The organism is Aliisedimentitalea sp. MJ-SS2, assembly GCF_032586155.1.
Classification (GTDB): domain Bacteria; phylum Pseudomonadota; class Alphaproteobacteria; order Rhodobacterales; family Rhodobacteraceae; genus JAWHTC01.
Window position 1 is genome coordinate 628593 of sequence record NZ_JAWHTC010000001.1, and the last position, 17889, is coordinate 646481.

A 17889-nucleotide genomic window follows, 5' to 3' on the forward strand; every position below is an offset into this window, starting at 1 on the left:
GCGGCCCCTGGCTTAGAAGTTTGATTTGAAGCCAATAGACAATGTCAGTTCGTCGGTGTCAAAGCGCCCGACATTTGATTGCGTCTCGCGGGCGTGCAGGGTGAGCGTGGGGGAAAATCCGCCGAAGTCGTAATCTTCGAAATGAGCAGAAACCATGCCGTGGAGTGTGGTGTCCTTGCGGCCGCCAGGCACAAGGAAAAAGCCGACGCGGTAGTCATAATAGTGCGAAAAGGATGCGCCAAGGATGAAGCTGATGCGTGCGGGTCCGAGGTTTTTCGCGGGCTCATAGGCGACATAGCCCGATGCCAGCTCCTGGCGCAGGTTAATCGCCGTGGCGGCAGTGGCTGCAAGGCTGATTCCGTAGCTGAGGCGGTCAGCGTTGGCCAGTTGATGGCTCATTTCCACCTGGATCGCGGCGGTATCAGAGCTTGAGCCGGTGCGATAATCGCGGTGTTCGAGACGAAATTTGAGTTTGATCGCGTGAGAGTCGGACAGGCTGAGAAGCCGCGCAACACTGGCCTTTGCCGTGTGATAATAGAGATTGCCGGCAAAGTGGCTTTGGCCATAGGTCAGGGCCAGTTGGGTTTGGCCATTGCCGCGGGGCCGATCGGGGCGAACGCCATTGCGCATCGTATGAACGATGCCAAGCGAAAAGAAACTGCTGGAGAAATCGCGACCGGTCAGCGGCGGAACCGTCGCCGGTCCAGTCGCCAGAAGCCTTTTGGCCGCTGATGACAGGGTCACTTGCTTGGCAAAGGCCCGGAAGGCGAGTTGGGTTTCAGAGTTCTTGGTCCGCGCCAGCCGGTAGCTTGCGTTGATCTTGCCGGTCGAGATGGCGCCGGAAAGCGCCATGGCCGAAGGTGAGAGGATGCCAGCAGGCAGATCGGTGCCGTCGATTTCGTTTTCCGGATCGCCGGCGCCGGAGTTGACGTTGTTTGTCGGCGCTACCGAAAACTGCAGCCGGATCTGCCAGGGATTGTCCGCCCGCAGGTGTTTGAAATCGGCAATCGCGAGTTGGTGCAGTTTTTCGTTCGGGACGTGGTCGATCGAACGGCGCAGCCAGTATTGCGCCAGGGTATAGCGCTTTTGCTGGAGGGCGAATTTGGCGGCAAGTTGCGCGGTGGTGTAGCGATCCTGGGGGTGTTCGGAATAGCGAAACGCATAACCGGCGGCCTTGCGCCCCAATCTGTTGTCGCCGAGCTGCTGATAGGCAAGGGCGATGATGTAATAGGCTTGGGCATCCTTGGGATTGGCCTGCAACAAACCGCGGGCCAGTTGGACCGCCAGGTCAAATTCACCCTTTGCCAGGGCATCACGCGCGGCGGCCCGGGTTTGCGGAATGGTAAGCGTAACGCTGTCTGCCTGTACGCTGGGAGCCGCGGCACAACCAAAACAAAAGGCGAGTGCCGCGGCCCTGAGCAGAGCCTCGATGCGCGGGTGCATCAGGGTCTTACTGCGCCGCAAATTGTCGCGCTTGCGCCCGGTGTGCCACATTGGTCGAGCACGTAGACGCCGTATTCCTCTTCATTATCGTAGCCGAGCGGGTTACCGGGGCCATCCCATTCGTCCAGGCGAATGCCACCCGCCACGCTTTCGGCGTTCGGCCCTCCGAAGAGGCCCGCGTACGTCCCGATGGATTGCCCGACGACCCCGGAATACTCAATTGAGCCCGTGAACGAGCCGTCATCGGCAATATCGGTGGCAATCAGAGCCAGATCGGGCAAAGCGATCGCGTAATCGGCAAGGGTCCGGTTATAGATGCCACCGTTGACCGAGTTGTCGGCAAAGTTGGCATTGATAAAGATTTCACCGGTGACAACCGCCGCCTGGCTGGGCAGGAGCGAGGGATCGGTACCACCGGGCACTGGCAGCAGGTCGGCCCCCGGGGCGTCGACATTGGTTAGCCCGACATAGCTACCGGCATAAGAGACCTGGCCGGTCGCGGGAGTGTAGGCGCCATCGCGCTCATAGTACGCGCCGCCGAAATACCGGTTGAACTGACCGCCCGACACAACGAGAGCGCCGCGCACCGAGCCGGAATTCCCGGATTCCATCACGAAGGCCGTGACATGCCGGTCAAGCGGGTCGTGCTGAACGGTGTAGGCCTGATAGCCGGGAACATCGAGCGCGGGGTTACGGGTGTAGACGGCAGAAAATGGAATATTGTCCAGATTGATGCCTTCGACGGTGATGGTCCCGCTTCCGGGGGTATAGGCCACGTTGGTGACGTTGCCAGCAACGTCGGCCGGTATCGTGTCGCTTCCTGTGCCGGTCCCTGTGCCGGTTCCTGTTCCCGTGCCGCTTGTAAACGGATTCGTACTGCCACACCCTGTTGCAAACAGTGCGCCTGCAAGTAGGAAAACCAATCGCATGCCTTGCATGATTTCTGCCTCGGTTGTTTTGTTTTCGCCAGAATCGTGCTGGTGGTGTTGAAAGTCAATTCACGGCTGCGGTTCGGGGCTGATTTTGTGGCACCTGTGGGCAGAATGTCCCGGTTTCTTGTGGTTTCGGCGGGGGATGTCTCAAGATATAGTGAAATCGAACCGATTCCGTGACAAAGGATGCCAAGAATGAGTGTGACCCCCGAGCAGCAGGCCGAAATCGACGAGCTGCGCAACCAGCCAAATCAGACCCTGCGCGCGGTGAGCGAGGGCATGGAGGCGCATCTCTACAAGGCGATCCCGGTTCTGGACCATGGGTTCGTGCGGGTGATCGATTATATGGGCGACGATGCGGCGATCTGTCAGGCCGCAAGGGTCAGCTACGGCAAGGGCACCAAGAGCGTGCAGAATGACGAGGGGCTGATCCGTTACCTGATGCGGCACTGGCATTCGACCCCGTTCGAGATGTGCGAAATCAAGCTGCATGTGAAACTGCCGGTGTTCGTGGCGCGGCAATGGATCCGGCACCGGACGGCGAATGTGAACGAATACTCGGCGCGCTACTCGATCCTGGATCGCGAGTTCTACATGCCCGCGCCTGAGCACATCAATGCGCAGTCGGTGGTGAACAACCAGGGGCGGGGCGAATTGTTGTCGCCGGAAGATACCGCCCGTGTGCTGGAGATGCTGAAGGGTGACGCGGCGCGGTGCTATGACAACTACCAGACGTTGATCGACGAGGACGGGATCGGGCTTGCCCGCGAACTCGCCCGGATGAACCTGCCGGCGAATATCTATACCCAGTGGTACTGGAAGGTGGACCTGCACAACCTCTTGCACTTCCTGCGGCTGCGGGCGGATGCCCATGCGCAGTATGAAATCCGGGTCTATGCCGATGCGATCTGTAACGTGGTCGCCGACTGGGTGCCGTTCGCGTTCAAGGCGTTCGAGGATTACCGGATGGGCGCGGTGACGATGTCGGCCCAGATGATGGAGTGTTTGCGGCGGATGCTGAAGGGCGAAGCGGTGACCAAGGAGAACTCTGGCATGTCCGTGCGGGAATGGCGGGAGTTTGAGGGGGTTTTGGAGGGGTGAAAAGTTTAGAGCTATTGGACGACCGAGAACAAGTTTTGACTGATCTTGGAGAGATAATAAGCAAAGCTGACGATTTGAACAGGTCCGACTACCACGCATTGAAACAATGGAGAGATGAGGTGGTAGACTTATTGCAGTCTAGTTTTGTTGAATCAGAGGTGGAGGCTGATTTTCTAAAGCAAAATGTTATTAGAATCACAGCGGTCAAGATGGGTGGTGGCACAGTCCGAACCGTCGGGCGCTGATAGTGAGGAAACAAAACGCGAGAGGAGAGAACCAACGGACAATAAGAAAGTGTTCATCGTGCATGGTCACGATGATGCTTTGAAGCAATCAGTCGCACGGACAATTGAAAAGCTTGGGCTAGAACCGGTCATTCTTAGTGAGAAGCCCAATAGCGGCAGAACAGTTATAGAGAAGTTTGAGCACAATGCCGATGTGGGATTCGCCATTGTCCTAATGACGGCAGATGATTGTGCGCGAAATAAGAAGGCGGACAATGGTCAAGAAGAGTTAAGGGCGCGTCAGAATGTAGTTCTAGAATTGGGCTATTTTTTTGGATCACTTGGTCGCGACCGCGTTTTCGTCCTCAAGGAGAAAGATGTCAGCGAACCAAGCGATATTCTTGGGATAGTTTACGAACCAGTAGATCCGTCCGGGAATTGGAAGCTTTCGTTGGCCAAAGAACTCAAGAACGCAAATTATGTGATTGACGCAAACAGCTTACTAAGTTGATTTTTGGAAGACGTGTTCCGAAAATATTGAATGCGCAGCTTTGCTGCGCACGCGCCCGACCCGCCCCATGGGCGGGCGCGTTCCGCACCCACCCCGGGCGGGGCGCGTGGGGGCAGGTTGAGAGCGGGGTTTTGTGTCTGTAGGGTGGAATGGTGGGTTGAAAACCCACCCTACGCTGGCCTTGGAAGGCAGGGGATACAAAAGCGATGCACTTATCCGACGAGACGTTGGAGGTTCTGGCCGGGCTGATCACCGGAGAGAGCGGGATCACGCCGGGCAAGGACGGGCCGGAGCTGGCGAACTTCTTTGACAACCGCGCCGAATGGGAGCCGTTCGGGGCCGGGTTTCCGCCCAAGGGCGAGTATGTGCGCGAGCGGCTTGGCGTCTTCAACGGCTCGCCGCGGTTGAAGAAATTCGTCGAGCGGGCGTTTGAGGCCGAAGAAGACGGCGTGCTCTGGCCGGACAACGCGGCGGTGCATTTCGCGCCGGTGCTGGCGCGCGATGGCTATGGGCTGCGCAAGGTGCGGCGCGCGCCGATCCCCTATGGCGCTACGGTGATCCCGGCCAAGGATGTCTACGAGGTGGTGCGGCTGGAGACACCGCCGCCACGGCGCGTTCCGCACAGTTCATGACGCAGGCACCCGCTGTCCCGGGGCAGAGGGAGACGCGACAGAAAACCGAACCATCTGCCCGTGGGCATGAAAGGCTGCGTGGCGCTGGAAAAGCTTTTGGTCGGGCGTCAGGGTCGCCCCTGGCGGTTCAGAGAAGCTTGAGATCGCCCGCCATCTGGCGGCCGTCGCGACCGTCGACCAGTTCGTAGCTGACCTTCTGATTGTCCGCGAGCCCGGTCAGGCCCGAGCGTTCGACCGCAGAGATATGCACGAACACGTCCGAGCCGCCTTCTTCGGGTTCGATAAAGCCGAACCCTTTTTGAGTGTTGAACCATTTCACGGTGCCGTTGGGCATGGCTCCCGTCTCCTTCAATTTAAGTTGCCGGTCCGGGAATTGCGGGCCGGTCCATGCGGGTCGTCCTGCCGGATACCGGGTTCATTTTGACTGCGGGATCGTCACGTGGCAGGGCAACCTGAGGTGGATGATTGCACTCTTGCGGCAAAAAGCAAGGAAAAGAGGGGTGATCGCCGGTTTTTGAACGGGTAAGCAGGGGGCAAGAGGCCACGTGTGATGAAAGGATGAGCGGTGGAGCTTTACGGGTTGAAGAATTGTGATACGTGCCGCAAGGCTTTGAAAGCGTTGCAGAATGCGGGCAATGAAGTGGTGTTGCGCGACGTCCGGGCGGAAGGGATGGCCGATACGCTGCGTGATCGGGCGCTGGCGGAATTCGGCGACAAACTGCTCAATACGCGCTCGACCACCTGGCGGGGGTTGAGCGAGGAAGAGCGTGCAAAAGCCCCGGAGGTGCTTTTGGCCGAACACCCGGCCTTGATGAAGCGGCCCTTGATTGTGGTGGGGGACAATCTCTATCTGGGATGGGACAAGACGGTGCAAGGGGCACTGTTGCAGGAGGACTGAGAATATGCGCAACGCGGCATTGATGCTTGGGGTCATCGGCGGATTGCTCGCCATGGTGGTGGGGTTTTTCGGCTATGGCTACACCGAAGCGATTGCCACCCATGGCGAGATCCGCGGGATTGCCGAGCAGGTGGAAAATCCGCAGCTGATCCGGGTCACCAGTTTCCTGGCACCGCTGTTGGCGATTGCCGGCGGCGCGATGGCCAAAATCCGGGCGCTGTGGGGTGGGGCGCTGATGTTGATTGCAGGGGGGCTGATGTATTTCGGCTTCGGCTTTGGCGTCTTCACCATGTTCCCGATCGGGTTCTGCATCATCGGCGGCTTGCTGGCATTGGCGGCCGGGAAGCCGGATGAGCCGAAGGCGCATTTTTGAGAGGTGAGGAGCGGAGTTCCCCCCGCACCCCCGAGGTATTTCTGGTCAAATGAAGGGCGGGTTAGTTGTCCGTATCCGGTTTGGGTGCCAATAGGCGGTCGAGCGACAGGGGGCCTGCGCCCTTGATGACGAGGATGACCAGCAGGAAGACCCAGAGGCTGCGTTGATCCATCAGCAGGCTGGAGGCGCCGTTGTCGAACCAGGCGCCGATGGTTTTCGCCTCGCCAATGACGCCGTGGCCGTAGAGGTCGGTGAGCGTCTGCACGGCGACGAAGCCGATCATGCCGAGCGCAGCCAGGCGGGTGAGCAGGCCCAGGACAATGAGGGCTGGCAGGATGAACTCGGCCCAGGTGCCGGCAAGGGCCACGGCCCAGTGAAAAATGCCCAGTTGCGAGCTGTCATAGCCCACCTGCTCGAATGCTTTGGGGAATATCTGGCCATAGGCGCCAGCGGATGGGGAAAACAGGCCGAGGATGCCGTCCCCCAGTTTGGTCAGGGCGGATTTCCAGAAATACATCAGCAGGATGGCGGCAAAGAGAAAGCGCGCCAGCGTCGGGATCAGCCAGTCGGCGCGGTCAAGACGGGTGGCGAGGGCGTTGTGGAGCGAGATCAGGGAATTCATGCCGTATCTTTCAGTTGGGCGCTGGCGAGCGCGTTGTCTTGCAGGAGAAGCGAAAGCAGAGTCGAGAGGTCGAACTCGGCTGCTTCGACGCTGGCGGCCTCGACTGCGGCGCCGAGGGGATCGCCCTTGGCGATATGAGTGACGAAGGCCGCGCCGCCTTCGGGCAGGAGACGCGGTTGCGGGTCATACTCGGGGCGGGTGATCAGCACGTCCTGCGCCCGGTGCGGTGGCTGTGGCGCGTCGTCTTCTGTGTTGAAAAGCCAGATGCCGTGGATCGGCCAGGGCGAGCGGATCAACCGTATTGCCGGGGCAAGGGCCAGCGACAGGCGCGGCAGGTCCTCGGGTGGGGTGGTCGAGAAGACACCAGGGTCAAGCGGGGCGTGGTCGGCAGAATTGTAGCTATCGACAAGCGCGCGTTCGAGACGGGCAGTGTCGGGCAGGTAGCCCAGGTGCGCCAGCGGTTCGAATTTTTCGAGGAAGGCGGGGAAATCCGCACCGTAGTTGGACAGGATCGGTGAGGTTGGCGGATGAGCGCGGTAGTAATGACCGGCGAGGCCGGTGAAATTCTCTGTGCCGATCAGCTTGCGGATCACCGGGAAGGTCTGCTCCAGCGCCTCGATCAGCGAGACGAAGACGTTGTTGCGATAGACCGAGAAGCGCCGACCGGCGGGTGCGCCGCGGCCATCAAGCAAGTTCGGCGGAGCGGGCTGCGTCGGATCAAGGATGGCATCGTGGAACTGGGTCTGGCGCGAGGCGGTCATGCGGGCACCTTTTGCAAGGCATCTGCAGCGCGGGTGGCCTCGGCGGCCAGTATGGGCCAGTCAGGAACGTCGTTGTCCCATTCGATCAGGGCAGGCAGGGGGCCGGATTTGGAAAGAGTGTAGTCGAGAAGCGCCCAAACCGGTTCGTCGACTTCCCGGCCATGGCTGTCGATCAGAAGCGGGCGGCCGTGATCGTCCTCTTCGGTGTCATGTCCGGCGAGGTGCAGCTCGCCAACGCGGTGCAACGGAAAGGCGTCGATGTATTCCTGCGGTGAAAAGCCCAGGTTGGTGGCCGAGATGAAGACGTTGTTCACGTCCAGAAGCAGGCCGCATCCGGTGCGTTTGGCGATTTCATTGAGGAAATCGGGCTCCGACCAGGTGCTTTCTGCAAAGGCCAGGTAGGAGGACGGGTTTTCCAGAAGCATGGGGCGGCCAATAGTGTTTTGAAGCTCGTCGATATGGTCGGCGACGCGAGTCAGCGTGGCATCGGTATAGGGCACGGGCAGCAGGTCGTTCAGAAAGGCGCTTTCATGGGTCGACCAGGCAAGATGTTCGGAAAAGCTGGCCGGGTTGAGCCAGTCGCAGAGATGTTTCAGGCGCGCCAAGTGATCCGGGTCGAGCCGGTCTTCGCCGCCGATCGACAGGCCAACGCCGTGAACGGAAATCGGGAAGCGGTCTGACAGGTGGCGGATCTGGGCGATGGGGCGGCCACCGGCGCCCATGTAATTCTCGGCATGCACTTCGAGCCAGCCCACTGGCGCCGGATTGGACATGATGTCCGCGTAGTGCTGTGGCTTGTAGCCAACACCCGGGGTTGCGGGCAGCGTGTTGATGCGGGTCTGGTCAAGCATGCGTGTCGCCGTCAGTGTTATTGTGGCCGGGGCGGCCAAATGGGGATGAGATGCCGCTCCCGGCCTGTCGGTTTAAGTGGTGCCGCGTTTTGCATGGGGGCAGACGGCGCCGGATACTCATACCGCACAACTGGATCCCCGCCCGCTTAGCAGCGCAGGCGAGCGGGGCGAGGGGTTGGTTTAGGACGGCAGGTCGCGGCTCAGCTCTTCGAGCGAGCCCATGCGCGCGGTGCCGTCTGCCATGGCCGGCAGTTCCATCGCGGTGCAGCTACCTGCATCGACAAGTTTAAAGGCGTTGCCTTGGTAGTCGACGGTCGAGCTGCCTGCGCAGGTTGTGCCTGCACCGGCTTTGCAGTCATTCTGACCGGCCAGCGAAACGCCGTAACATTTCTCTTTTTCAGCCGCGGTCGCGGTGGTGGCGTGGCTGGCCAGAGCGGTGGCAACGGCGCCTGCAATGGCAACGGTCTTGAAGGTATTCGACATGGGGTTTTCCTTTCGTGTCGCTAAATCTGATCGCGCTTTGTTGCGATGAGAGAAACGTAGCTGTGGGGATGCGTCACGGGCCACTCACGAGGGCGTGTATCACGGATGCGTCAGAATGGCGCGGCCCTGTGTGAGGAAATGAAACAGAAGGGAACGATTAACTCTTTGAAAAGGCAGGGTTTCGCTGTTTGACTTGGTGGCTTGGGCGAGGCTTACAGGGCTGGAATGTTACAAATCTCCCAACAGATGATCTGTCCCCGGATGAAGGTGCATGCGGTTGCGTGAACCCGGGTGAGGCCCGCCTTTTGGTTACGGCACCCGCCCGGAAGGAAATCCGATGGCGAAAAAACAGAGGAATGGCGCGGGGCGGCCAGAGTTGGTCTTGAGTATCTAGATCAAGAACGAAAACAGGCGCCGAGCCGGAGCCAGACGCCTGTTTGGTTTCGGATTTAAATCCGCTCAGTGCAGGTCGGGCGGTGTGGCTTCGCTGCCCAGGATGGCAAGAACCTCGTTCAGTGACTGAACCTTGGTTTGCTTTTCACCCAGGCGGCGGACCGTCACGGTCTTCTCTTCGACCTCGCGGTGGCCGATGGCGAGGATGACCGGAACCTTGGCCAGCGAATGTTCTCGGACCTTGTAATTGATCTTCTCGTTCCGAAGGTCGGCCTCGGCGCGGACACCCGCGGCCTTGAGCTGTTCGACCACTTCGAGCGCGTAATCGTCGGCCTCGGACACGATGGTGGAAACCACCACCTGACGCGGGGCGAGCCACATCGGCAGCTTGCCGGCGTGTTCCTCGATCAGGATACCGATGAAGCGTTCGAAACTGCCCAGTGTTGCCCGGTGCAGCATGTAGGGGCGGTGTTTGTCACCGTCCGCGCCGATGAAGCTTGCGCCAAGCCGTTCCGGCAGGTTCGGGTCAACTTGGAAGGTGCCGCATTGCCAGACCCGGCCGATGGCGTCGGTCAGGTAGAAGTCGAGCTTGGGTCCATAGAAGGCGCCGTCGCCGGGTTCGAGTGTGTAGTCGCGGCCGACGGCCTTGATGGCGTTTTCAAGCGCGCCTTCAACATAGTCCCAGCTTTCGTCGGTACCGACCCGTTTTTCCGGACGGGTGGCGAACTTGATCTCGAACTCGGGGAAGCCCAATTCGCGATAGATATCGGCGAGGAAGTCGATGAAGCGGGCGCATTCCTCTTGAATCTGGTCCTCGGTGCAGAAGATGTGGGCGTCGTCCTGGGTAAAGCCGCGCACGCGCATGATGCCATGCAATGCGCCCGAGGGTTCGAACCGGGCGCAGGAGCCGAACTCGGCCAGCCGCAGCGGCAGGTCGCGATAGCTCTTGAGGCCCTGGTTGAACACCTGAACGTGGCAGGGGCAGTTCATCGGTTTCAACGCGTTGATCCGGGTCTGGTCCTTGTTCTTGGTACTGGCATCGTCGTTTTCGCCGTCGCGGCTTTCATCCACTTCGACGATAAACATGTGATGCTGGTACTTGTCCCAGTGGCCCGAGGCCTCCCACAGTTTGCGGTCGACCACTTGGGGCGTGTTGATTTCCTGATAGCCACCGCCGCGCTGTTTGCGGCGCATGTAATCCTGCAGCTCGGTGTAAACGGTCCAGCCGTTGGGGTGCCAGAACACCTGGCCGGGGGCTTCTTCCTGCATGTGGAACAGGTCCATTTCCTTGGCCAGCTTGCGGTGATCGCGCTTGGCGGCCTCTTCCAGCATGTTGAGATATTTGCGCAGGTCTTCCTTGTTCTTGAAACCCACGCCATAGATGCGTTGCAGCATCGCCTTGGAGCTGTCACCGCGCCAATAGGCACCGGCGACGCTCATCAGTTTGAAGGCGTCGGCGGGCAGTTGCCCGGTATGTTGCAGGTGCGGGCCGCGGCAGAGATCCTGCCAGTCGCCGTGCCAGTACATGCGTAGCGGCTCGTCACCGGGAATGGCGTCGATCAGCTCGATCTTGTAGGGCTCATGGGTGCCGCGATAGTGCTCGATCGCGCGCGGACGTTCCCAGACCTCGGTACGGACGGGGTCGCGAAGATTGATGATGGCTTTCATCTTCTTCTCGATCTCGCCCAGGTCTTCGGGGGTGAAAGGTTCTTCCCGGTCGAAATCGTAATACCAGCCGTTTTCGATCACCGGGCCGATGGTGACCTTGACGTCCGGCCAAAGTTCCTGGACCGCGCGCGCCATCACGTGGGCAAAGTCGTGGCGGATCAGCTCGAGCGCCTGTTCGTCATCCTTCAGCGTGTGGATGGCGATGGAGGCGTCGGCGTCGATCGGCCATTGCAGATCGTAATGCGCGCCGTTGACGGTGGCGGAAATGGCTTTCTTGCCAAGGCTGTTCGAAATGCTGGCGGCCACTTCGGCAGGGGTTATGCCTGCGTCGTAATCGCGCGAATTGCCATCGGGGAAGGTCAGGGAAATCTGGCTCATTGGCCGTCTCCTCGTCAGTTTGGCGCCCACGAAACGCCCGGTTGCGGGAAATATGTGAAGTGTGGTGGCCCTCATATGGCCGTTGTCCCTATAGTGGTCAAGTGGAGTTGTGACGCCCAGGGGACGCAGGGAGGGAATGATGCATAGATATGACGAGATCTTAGCCATGGCGGCTGAGCGCAAAGGCGGGTTTGGTGCGGTTCTCGAGGATATTCCGATACCAAAGACGGCAGCGGAGATCGCAGACATTCCGGATGCGCAGTGGTTGGCGTCGATGGCCGAGGGGATATTCCAAACCGGGTTGGCCTGGACCGTGGTGCGAAACAAGTGGCCGGGGATCGTGGAGGCGTTTCACGGTTTCGATGTGGCTAAACTCGCGATGATGTCTGACGAGTGGTACGACGAATTGCTGGCGGATACGCGGATCATCCGCTCGGCGCCCAAGGTGCGCGCCATTCAGCAGAACGCGGTGTTCATTCAGGAGGTCACGGCAGAGGTGGGCGGATTTGGCCGTAAAGTTGCTAATTGGCCGAAAGAGGATTTTGCCGGTCTGGTGCAATGGCTGAAAAAGAGCGGTTCACGGCTGGGCGGGCAGGTTGGTGCCTATTCCATGCGGCGGATGGGGGTGGACAGTTTCATCATGTCCGGCAGCGTTGTGGCCCGGTTGGTGGCCGAAGGGGTAGTGAGCAAATCGCCCACGTCACAGAAGGATTGGGCCGCGGTGCAGGCGGCGTTCAACACATGGGTCGAGCAATCCGGCGAGAGCCTGACCACGATCAGCCGGGTCTTGGCGAAGAGTATCGATGTCTAGAGGTGCTTGAAGCGGGTTAAATACGCATGCGCGGTACATCATGCGGGTCGAGATGCAGCTCGATCAGGGCCGGGCCGGAGGTGTGGCCGCGCAGCGTGTCGATTGCGGCCTCCAGATCGGAGTCGGAACGGACCTCGACGCCAATGCCGCCCAGCGCGGTCGCGGTGGCCGCGAAGGAAGGCCATTCGAAAACGGACAGCGCCGGGTCCATCTTGCGGTCGAGGAACTGGATATGTTCGGCGCCATAGGCGGCATCATTGGCGACGATCACGGTGAGGTTCAGCCCCATGCGCACCGCCGTATTGAATTCGTTGATGCCGCCCATCATGAAGCCGCCGTCACCGGTAAAGAGCACGGTGGGGCGATCAGGCTGGGCCACGGCAGCGCCGATGGCTTCTTGCAGGCCCAGGCCGATGGAGCCGAAATTGACGGTGGGCACAAAGCTGTGCGGGTCGGGGGCGGAGATGCGGCACCAGACTTCGGTCATGAAGCGGCCACCATCGGTGACGAGGATGCGGTCCTTTGGGAACAGTGCTTCCAGGCGTTCCAGGGCGTGAACAAAGTTGATGTAGCCGTCGCCGGTCTTGTTGGGGCCGGCGGGGTGGGCGGTGAGTTCTTCGATATCCAGATCACGGGTAAAGCCACTGGAGGGGATTTCGGCCTCGTCCAGCCAATAGACGATGGTTTCGGCGGTCAGCCCGGCATCGGCGATCAGCGCGGCATCAGGGTGGAGGCCGCCGCCGATTGCAGTCGGGTTGACGTCGACCTGGACGATCCGCTTTCCTTTCATCAGCTTGCCCTGATCGGTGGTGAAGTCATGCAGGCTGGCGCCGAAGCAGATGATACAATCGGACTGGGCGATCAGGTCATAGGCGGCGGGCGTTGAGAGCGTACCGAACATGTCGATATTGTAGGGGTGCTCGTTGAAGAGGCCCTTGGCCTTGAGCGTGGTGGCGAGTGGGGCCTCGAGCCGGTCGGCCAGTTTGACCAACTGGTCACGGGCAGCAACGGCACCGGCCCCGGCAAGGATCAGGGGGCGACGGGCCGAGGCGATCATGCCGATGGCGTTGTCGAGCGTGTCTCCTTCGGCGACGCCGCCGGGATTGGTGAAGACATCGAGAACATGCTTTTCGTGGGTTGTTTTCTCCCACATGAAATCAGCGGGCATGTTCAGGACAATGGGACGGCGCTCGACCTGGGCACGGTAGACGGCGCGGGCGACGTCCTTTGACGCGGTGGCGGGGCTGCGGAGTTGTTCGAAGCCAGCACCCGAAGCCTTGGCCAGCTCACGCTGGTCGATGCCTTGCAGGTGGCGGGGATTGTCGACCGGGGTGTCGCCTGCCAGGAGCACCATGGGGACATGTCCGCGGGCACCTTCGGTGAGAGCCGTGACGCAGTTGGTCAATGCCGGGCCATGGGTCACGGTTGCGACACCCAGTTTGCCGCAAACATGTGTGTAGGCCAGCGCCATCAGGACCGAGCTGCCTTCATTCGCGGCGGGCACGAACCGGCCGTCATGGTCCCGCACATAGCTGTCGACCATGAAGAGGTTGGCGTCGCCCATCAGACCGAAGAGCGTATCGACCCCGTGATCGGCAAGGGCCTTGGCGATGGATTGGTGGACGTGGATATCGGCAGTCATCGTGGCTGTCTCCTGTTGCGCTGAGGTGTTGATAACGCAAGGAGGGTGCGGGGATTGTCTGTTCTTTGATGTTTTTCAGAAAGTTTTGCGAGATATTTGCGAAATCGGCGAATTTTATGCGTGAACTGCGCGTGGCAATCCTTTGGGATGAAATCCCCGCATTGATGCCGGGATACGCAGCCGCGTCGGGTCGCGCCGTGTGGCGGGGCAGTCCTGCGACGGCGCGCTTGTCAGGGTTCGGGCACCCCGGCATGATGCGCGAAATGGATCGGCGGGACCGGTCAGGGCCAAAAGGGGAGAGGGCAAATGAGCGAAGTGATGTGGGAACGGCTGAAAGCGCATGAGTTGCGCGCACTGGCCGAGCAGGACGCGGTGGTTATCCTGCCGGTGGCCTCGATCGAACAGCACGGGCCGCATCTGCCCACGATGGTGGATACACGGCTGGGTCTGGAGATAGCCCGGCGAGCTGCGATATTGGCCAGCGACACGCGCCCGGTTGTTGTGGCGCCGGTGATGTGGGCCGGGCTGAGCGAGCATCACATGCCCTTTGGTGGCACGCTGACCCTGAGCCATGCGACGTTCCGGGCGGTGCTGCGCGATCTGGTCATGGCGCTGGCGCGCCACGGCTTCCGTGACATCGTGATTTCCAACAGCCATGGCGGCAATATCATCGCCTGCCAGCAGTTCATCGATGAGGTGGCACCGGAAATGCCGGAGGTGACACTTGTTTTCACCTGCTACCCGATGGAGGCGCAGGAGGAATACAAGGCGATCCTTGAGGATCAGGAAAGCATGGCCCATGCCTGCGAGGCCGAAACCTCGATGATGATGGCGCTGGAGCCGGACCTGGTGGATGACAGCGCGCTGGACGAAATTGCCCAGGTGGCGGACGGGCCGCGGTTCCTCAAGACAGGCAAGGCCGGGTATCGCTGGCGGCCCTTTGCCCATATGACCGCCAACGGGCTGGCGGGTGATCCGACCCGCGCCAATGCCGAGAAAGGGGTAAGGCTGATCGAGGTGGGAGCCGAGGCGGTGGCCAACTTGATCCGCGATCCTGAAACTTTTTCCCCGGCGCGCGACCTGCGCGGCGCGGGCACCGCAGGGGTGGCGTTTCGGCGTGACGAGTGAAATGGTGGCCGCGAAGACGCGTATTGCGCGAGGCATCACAGGAGCAAGCAACAAGTGAGTGACACTCTCGACACCCCGCAGGGGCGGCAATTGGCCTATCACAAGACCGAGGGACAGGGGCCGTGCGTGATCTTCTGTGGCGGACTGAAATCGGACATGGAAGGCACCAAGGCGGTGTATCTGGAGAACTGGGCCAGGGCGCGGGGGCAGGCCTATTTGCGGTTCGACTATTCCGGGCATGGCGAAAGCTCGGAACAGTTCACCGATGGCTGCATTGGCGATTGGCACGAGGATACGCTGGCGGCGGTGGATGCGCTGACCCAGGGTCCGATCGTGGTGGTGGGATCCTCCATGGGCGGTTGGCAGGCGCTTCTTTTGGCGCGTGAACGACCCGAGCGGATTGCGGGCATGGTGGGGATCGCGGCGGCCCCGGATTTCACCGAGGATGGCTATTGGGCGGAGTTCAGCGACGAGCAGAAACGCGCACTGCAAGAGGTCGGCCATGTGGAGCTGCCCAGCGATTACATGGAGCCTTACATTATCACCAAGCGGATGATCGAGGACGGGCGCAAGCAGTTGGTTTTGCGCGATAAACTGGAACTTCCATTCCCGGTGCGCCTGTTGCAGGGCACCGATGACACGGCGGTACCGGTGGCGACCGCGGTTCGGCTGCTCGAGCATGCCGAAGGGCCGGATATGCGGCTCACGGTGGTGAAAGATGCCGATCACAGTTTCTCGGACAAGCGTTGTCTGGGGCTGATCGAGGCGGCGATCGAAAACATATTGAAAAATGGCGGATAGAAATGCGGGTATTTGGTAAGTGGTTGGGGCGGTTCCTGCTCCTAATCGCGGTGATTGGTGCGGGGGCCTGGACCTTTGGACCTTATGTGCCGGTGGAGGTGAATGTGCAGTTCGATGAGCGCAAGTTCGGCGAAGGGGTGCAGGTCTATTTCGAAAGCGTGGAATCGCAGTTAGACGACATCACCGAGGGCGTGGAAAAGCGGGTGGTCTGGGCCGGGGGCACCGAGGTGAAGACCGATATCGCGGTGCTGTATGTGCACGGGTTTTCCGCCACGAGCCAGGAATTGCGCCCGGTGCCGGACCGGGTGGCCGAGGAATTTGGCGCCAACTTGGTCTTCACCCGGCTGCGCGGGCACGGGCGGCCCGGCGATGCGCTGGGCGAGGCCCGGGTGGAGGACTGGATGGCGGATGTGGCCGAGGCGCTGGCCGCCGCGCGCACGGTGGGCCGCGAGGTGATCGTGATTGCCACCTCGACCGGCTGCACGCTGGTCTCGGAGGCGTTGCTGCAGCCGGGAATGGCCGAGGGCGTGAAGGCGGTGGCCTATGTCTCGCCGAATTTCGCCATCAATGACGACAAGGCCTGGATCCTGACATTGCCGGGCGCGCGCTATTGGGTGCCTTTGCTGGCGGGCAGGGAGCGTGCGTGGGAGCCATCGAGCGATCTGGTGGCGAAATACTGGACCTCGCGCTATCCAATGCAGGCGGCGATCACGCTGGCCGCACTGGTCAAACATGCCGCCGCACAGGATTATTCAGCGGTCAGTGTACCGGGGTTGTTCTATTTCTCGGACGGCGACACGGTGGTGCGGGCCGGGGAAACCCATCGCGTGGCGGGCCAGTGGGGGGCCGATCATGGCGGGCTGGCGACGGTGGAGATGCTGCCGGATGACGCGCAGGTGGTGGACAATCGCCACGTGATCGCCGGTTACATCGCCTCGCCGGACAACACCGAGGCGACAATTCAAGTGATCCTGAGCTGGCTGGAGGGTCTGTGAGATGGAGCAGAGGATCTCGCTGATCACGCTGGGCGTGGACGACACGGAGCGTTCGACGGCGTTCTACACGGCGCTGGGTTGGACCCGGGTCGAGGCGCAGGACGGGGTCGTGGCGTTTGATCTGATCGGACAGACACTGGGTCTATATCCGCGTGCCAAGCTGGCCGAGGATATGGGGCTGCCGGAAGAAGCGTTGGGACACGGGGCGATGACCCTGTCATACAATGTACCCGAGAAAGGCGAGGTGGCACTGGTTCTGGCGGCAGCGCGCGACGCTGGCGCTAAGGTGTTGAAAGAAGCGGCCGACGTGTTCTGGGGCGGGCATCACGGCTATTTTGCCGACCCCGACGGGCATGTCTGGGAAGTGGCATTCAACCCGTTTTCGCAACTACGCGAGGATGGGGCGTTTCGCTGGAACGGCTTTTGAACGCCGTCATCATCCCGATTTGATCGCGAGCAATCAGACGCATTCAGGGGGCCGCTTCTAAACCCGTCAGGATTTGTGCTACACTCAACACACGGAAACAAGCGGAGGCTGTCGCAATGGGGTTCAAACATGCTTTTGAACCGGCCGCAAAGCTGGTCGCTGTCGGGATCCTTGGGCTGGTGTTTGTTTTTAGTGGTGTGGACGATCTTGCAGCGGATGGCGGTGGGTCGGAAAATACAGAGAAATCAACAACTAAGGCACCAGTAAAAAAGAAGACGTCGAAAACGAAAACACCCGCGAACGCGCAGGAAACACGGACGCTGATCAGGGAAACCGATAAAGAGATCAAGAAACTTCACGTCGACATCAGAACCCGAAATGTCATGTGCATCGATGGCAGCGCGAAAGCATCGAAGAGGAACCAAACCGAAATCGACAAGATCAACAAGCAGCGCGCGGGTTGGCAAAAAGAGATCAAGAAAAAGAAAAACAAGCTGACAAGGATGAAAAGCCGGCTGAGATCGGGGCGAAATACCGATGGCTCAAAAATGACAAAGAGCCAGAAGCGCAACCTCGAAAGAGAGACCCAGGATTTGGGAGATGAAATTCACCGGCTGGAGTTGCGTGACAAGGATGGTCGCAAGGAGATAAAGAAACTGCGAACGAGGATGCGTGAACGCGACAACAAAGTATACAAGTGTCATATCGAAAACCGCAAAACAGATGCCAAGATCGACAAGCTTGAGAAAAAGAAAAAGGCCCTCAAGGCGAAGCTGAATTAGGTATAGATAACCCCTTTGGCCGCTCCGGAGCCG

20 protein-coding genes are annotated in these 17889 nt (G+C 60.4%); 11 read left to right on the forward strand and 9 right to left on the reverse strand.

The annotated features are described in order from the left end of the window. Positions 1 to 12 precede the first annotated feature (12 nt). Together RXV86_RS02985 and RXV86_RS02990 are read right to left on the reverse strand one after the other, a co-directional pair. On the reverse strand, positions 13 to 1494 hold the full coding sequence (locus RXV86_RS02985; RefSeq protein ID WP_316297338.1) for a hypothetical protein: 1482 nt from the start codon (positions 1492 to 1494) through the stop codon (positions 13 to 15). Then, complete coding sequence (locus tag RXV86_RS02990) at positions 1443 to 2219, reverse strand: thymidylate synthase (protein ID WP_316297339.1); 777 nt, start codon at positions 2217 to 2219, stop codon at positions 1443 to 1445. Before RXV86_RS02990 ends, RXV86_RS02985 begins: the two co-directional genes overlap by 52 nt. A gap of 351 nt (positions 2220 to 2570) precedes the next feature. On the opposite strand from RXV86_RS02990, the gene thyX reads away from it, so the two are divergent. From thyX to RXV86_RS03005, 3 genes are all read left to right on the forward strand, one after another. Then, positions 2571 to 3476 (forward strand): FAD-dependent thymidylate synthase, encoded by a 906-nt coding sequence (gene thyX / locus RXV86_RS02995; RefSeq protein WP_316297341.1) that lies wholly within the window; start codon positions 2571 to 2573, stop codon positions 3474 to 3476. Positions 3477 to 3659: 183 nt separating this feature from the next. Further along, positions 3660 to 4211 carry a nucleotide-binding protein gene (locus RXV86_RS03000; RefSeq protein ID WP_316297343.1) on the forward strand — a complete coding sequence of 184 codons (552 nt, stop codon included), beginning with the start codon at positions 3660 to 3662 and terminating at the stop codon, positions 4209 to 4211. A gap of 206 nt (positions 4212 to 4417) precedes the next feature. After that, a complete protein-coding gene (locus tag RXV86_RS03005) occupies positions 4418 to 4843 on the forward strand; it encodes a hypothetical protein (RefSeq protein WP_316297345.1) in 426 nt (141 codons plus the stop codon). A gap of 127 nt (positions 4844 to 4970) precedes the next feature. Here RXV86_RS03005 and RXV86_RS03010 read toward each other — a convergent pair whose 3' ends face one another. Further along, positions 4971 to 5177 carry a cold-shock protein gene (locus RXV86_RS03010; RefSeq protein WP_316297346.1) on the reverse strand — a complete coding sequence of 69 codons (207 nt, stop codon included), beginning with the start codon at positions 5175 to 5177 and terminating at the stop codon, positions 4971 to 4973. Between the two features lie 231 nt (positions 5178 to 5408). Between RXV86_RS03010 and RXV86_RS03015 the strand changes: the two genes are divergently transcribed. Both RXV86_RS03015 and RXV86_RS03020 read left to right on the forward strand, forming a co-directional pair. Next, on the forward strand, positions 5409 to 5741 hold the full coding sequence (locus tag RXV86_RS03015; protein ID WP_316297347.1) for an ArsC/Spx/MgsR family protein: 333 nt from the start codon (positions 5409 to 5411) through the stop codon (positions 5739 to 5741). Between the two features lie 4 nt (positions 5742 to 5745). Beyond that, a complete protein-coding gene (locus RXV86_RS03020) occupies positions 5746 to 6114 on the forward strand; it encodes a hypothetical protein (RefSeq protein ID WP_316297348.1) in 369 nt (122 codons plus the stop codon). A gap of 61 nt (positions 6115 to 6175) precedes the next feature. On the opposite strand, the gene RXV86_RS03025 is transcribed toward RXV86_RS03020, so the two are convergent. The 5 genes from RXV86_RS03025 to thrS form a co-directional block, all read right to left on the reverse strand. Beyond that, complete coding sequence (locus RXV86_RS03025) at positions 6176 to 6736, reverse strand: DoxX family protein (RefSeq protein ID WP_316297349.1); 561 nt, start codon at positions 6734 to 6736, stop codon at positions 6176 to 6178. Beyond that, the gene (locus RXV86_RS03030) at positions 6733 to 7497 is read right to left on the reverse strand and encodes a DNA-binding domain-containing protein (RefSeq protein ID WP_316297350.1); all 765 of its coding nucleotides are present in this window, start codon (positions 7495 to 7497) and stop codon (positions 6733 to 6735) included. Before RXV86_RS03030 ends, RXV86_RS03025 begins: the two co-directional genes overlap by 4 nt. Continuing rightward, positions 7494 to 8348, reverse strand: a complete 855-nt coding sequence (locus tag RXV86_RS03035) for a DUF692 domain-containing protein (RefSeq protein WP_316297352.1) — start codon at positions 8346 to 8348, stop codon at positions 7494 to 7496. Before RXV86_RS03035 ends, RXV86_RS03030 begins: the two co-directional genes overlap by 4 nt. A 180-nt stretch (positions 8349 to 8528) precedes the next feature. Further along, a complete protein-coding gene (locus RXV86_RS03040; RefSeq protein ID WP_316297354.1) occupies positions 8529 to 8831 on the reverse strand; it encodes a DUF2282 domain-containing protein in 303 nt (100 codons plus the stop codon). 459 nt (positions 8832 to 9290) lie between these two features. Further along, positions 9291 to 11270: a threonine--tRNA ligase gene (gene thrS / locus RXV86_RS03045; RefSeq protein ID WP_316297355.1), complete on the reverse strand. Its 1980-nt coding sequence runs from the start codon at positions 11268 to 11270 to the stop codon at positions 9291 to 9293. A 139-nt stretch (positions 11271 to 11409) separates the two neighbouring features. Between thrS and RXV86_RS03050 the strand changes: the two genes are divergently transcribed. Then, positions 11410 to 12081 (forward strand): DNA-3-methyladenine glycosylase I, encoded by a 672-nt coding sequence (locus RXV86_RS03050; RefSeq protein ID WP_316297356.1) that lies wholly within the window; start codon positions 11410 to 11412, stop codon positions 12079 to 12081. Between the two features lie 16 nt (positions 12082 to 12097). Here the strand turns inward: RXV86_RS03050 and RXV86_RS03055 are convergent, their stop codons facing one another. Further along, entirely contained in the window at positions 12098 to 13723 is a 1626-nt protein-coding gene (locus tag RXV86_RS03055) for a thiamine pyrophosphate-binding protein (RefSeq protein WP_316297358.1), read from the reverse strand. A 306-nt stretch (positions 13724 to 14029) separates the two neighbouring features. On the opposite strand from RXV86_RS03055, the gene RXV86_RS03060 reads away from it, so the two are divergent. The 5 genes from RXV86_RS03060 (at position 14030) to RXV86_RS03080 (ending at position 17856) form a co-directional block, all read left to right on the forward strand. Next, positions 14030 to 14851 carry a creatininase family protein gene (locus RXV86_RS03060; RefSeq protein WP_316297360.1) on the forward strand — a complete coding sequence of 274 codons (822 nt, stop codon included), beginning with the start codon at positions 14030 to 14032 and terminating at the stop codon, positions 14849 to 14851. A gap of 54 nt (positions 14852 to 14905) precedes the next feature. Next, positions 14906 to 15652, forward strand: coding sequence for an alpha/beta hydrolase (locus RXV86_RS03065; RefSeq protein WP_316297362.1), 747 nt, complete (start codon positions 14906 to 14908; stop codon positions 15650 to 15652). A 2-nt stretch (positions 15653 to 15654) separates the two neighbouring features. Further along, positions 15655 to 16647, forward strand: a complete 993-nt coding sequence (locus tag RXV86_RS03070; RefSeq protein WP_316297364.1) for an alpha/beta fold hydrolase — start codon at positions 15655 to 15657, stop codon at positions 16645 to 16647. Between the two features lies 1 nt (position 16648). After that, entirely contained in the window at positions 16649 to 17074 is a 426-nt protein-coding gene (locus RXV86_RS03075; RefSeq protein ID WP_316297365.1) for a VOC family protein, read from the forward strand. Positions 17075 to 17190: 116 nt separating this feature from the next. Further along, a complete protein-coding gene (locus tag RXV86_RS03080) occupies positions 17191 to 17856 on the forward strand; it encodes a hypothetical protein (protein ID WP_316297367.1) in 666 nt (221 codons plus the stop codon). The last annotated feature ends 33 nt before the right edge of the window (positions 17857 to 17889 follow it).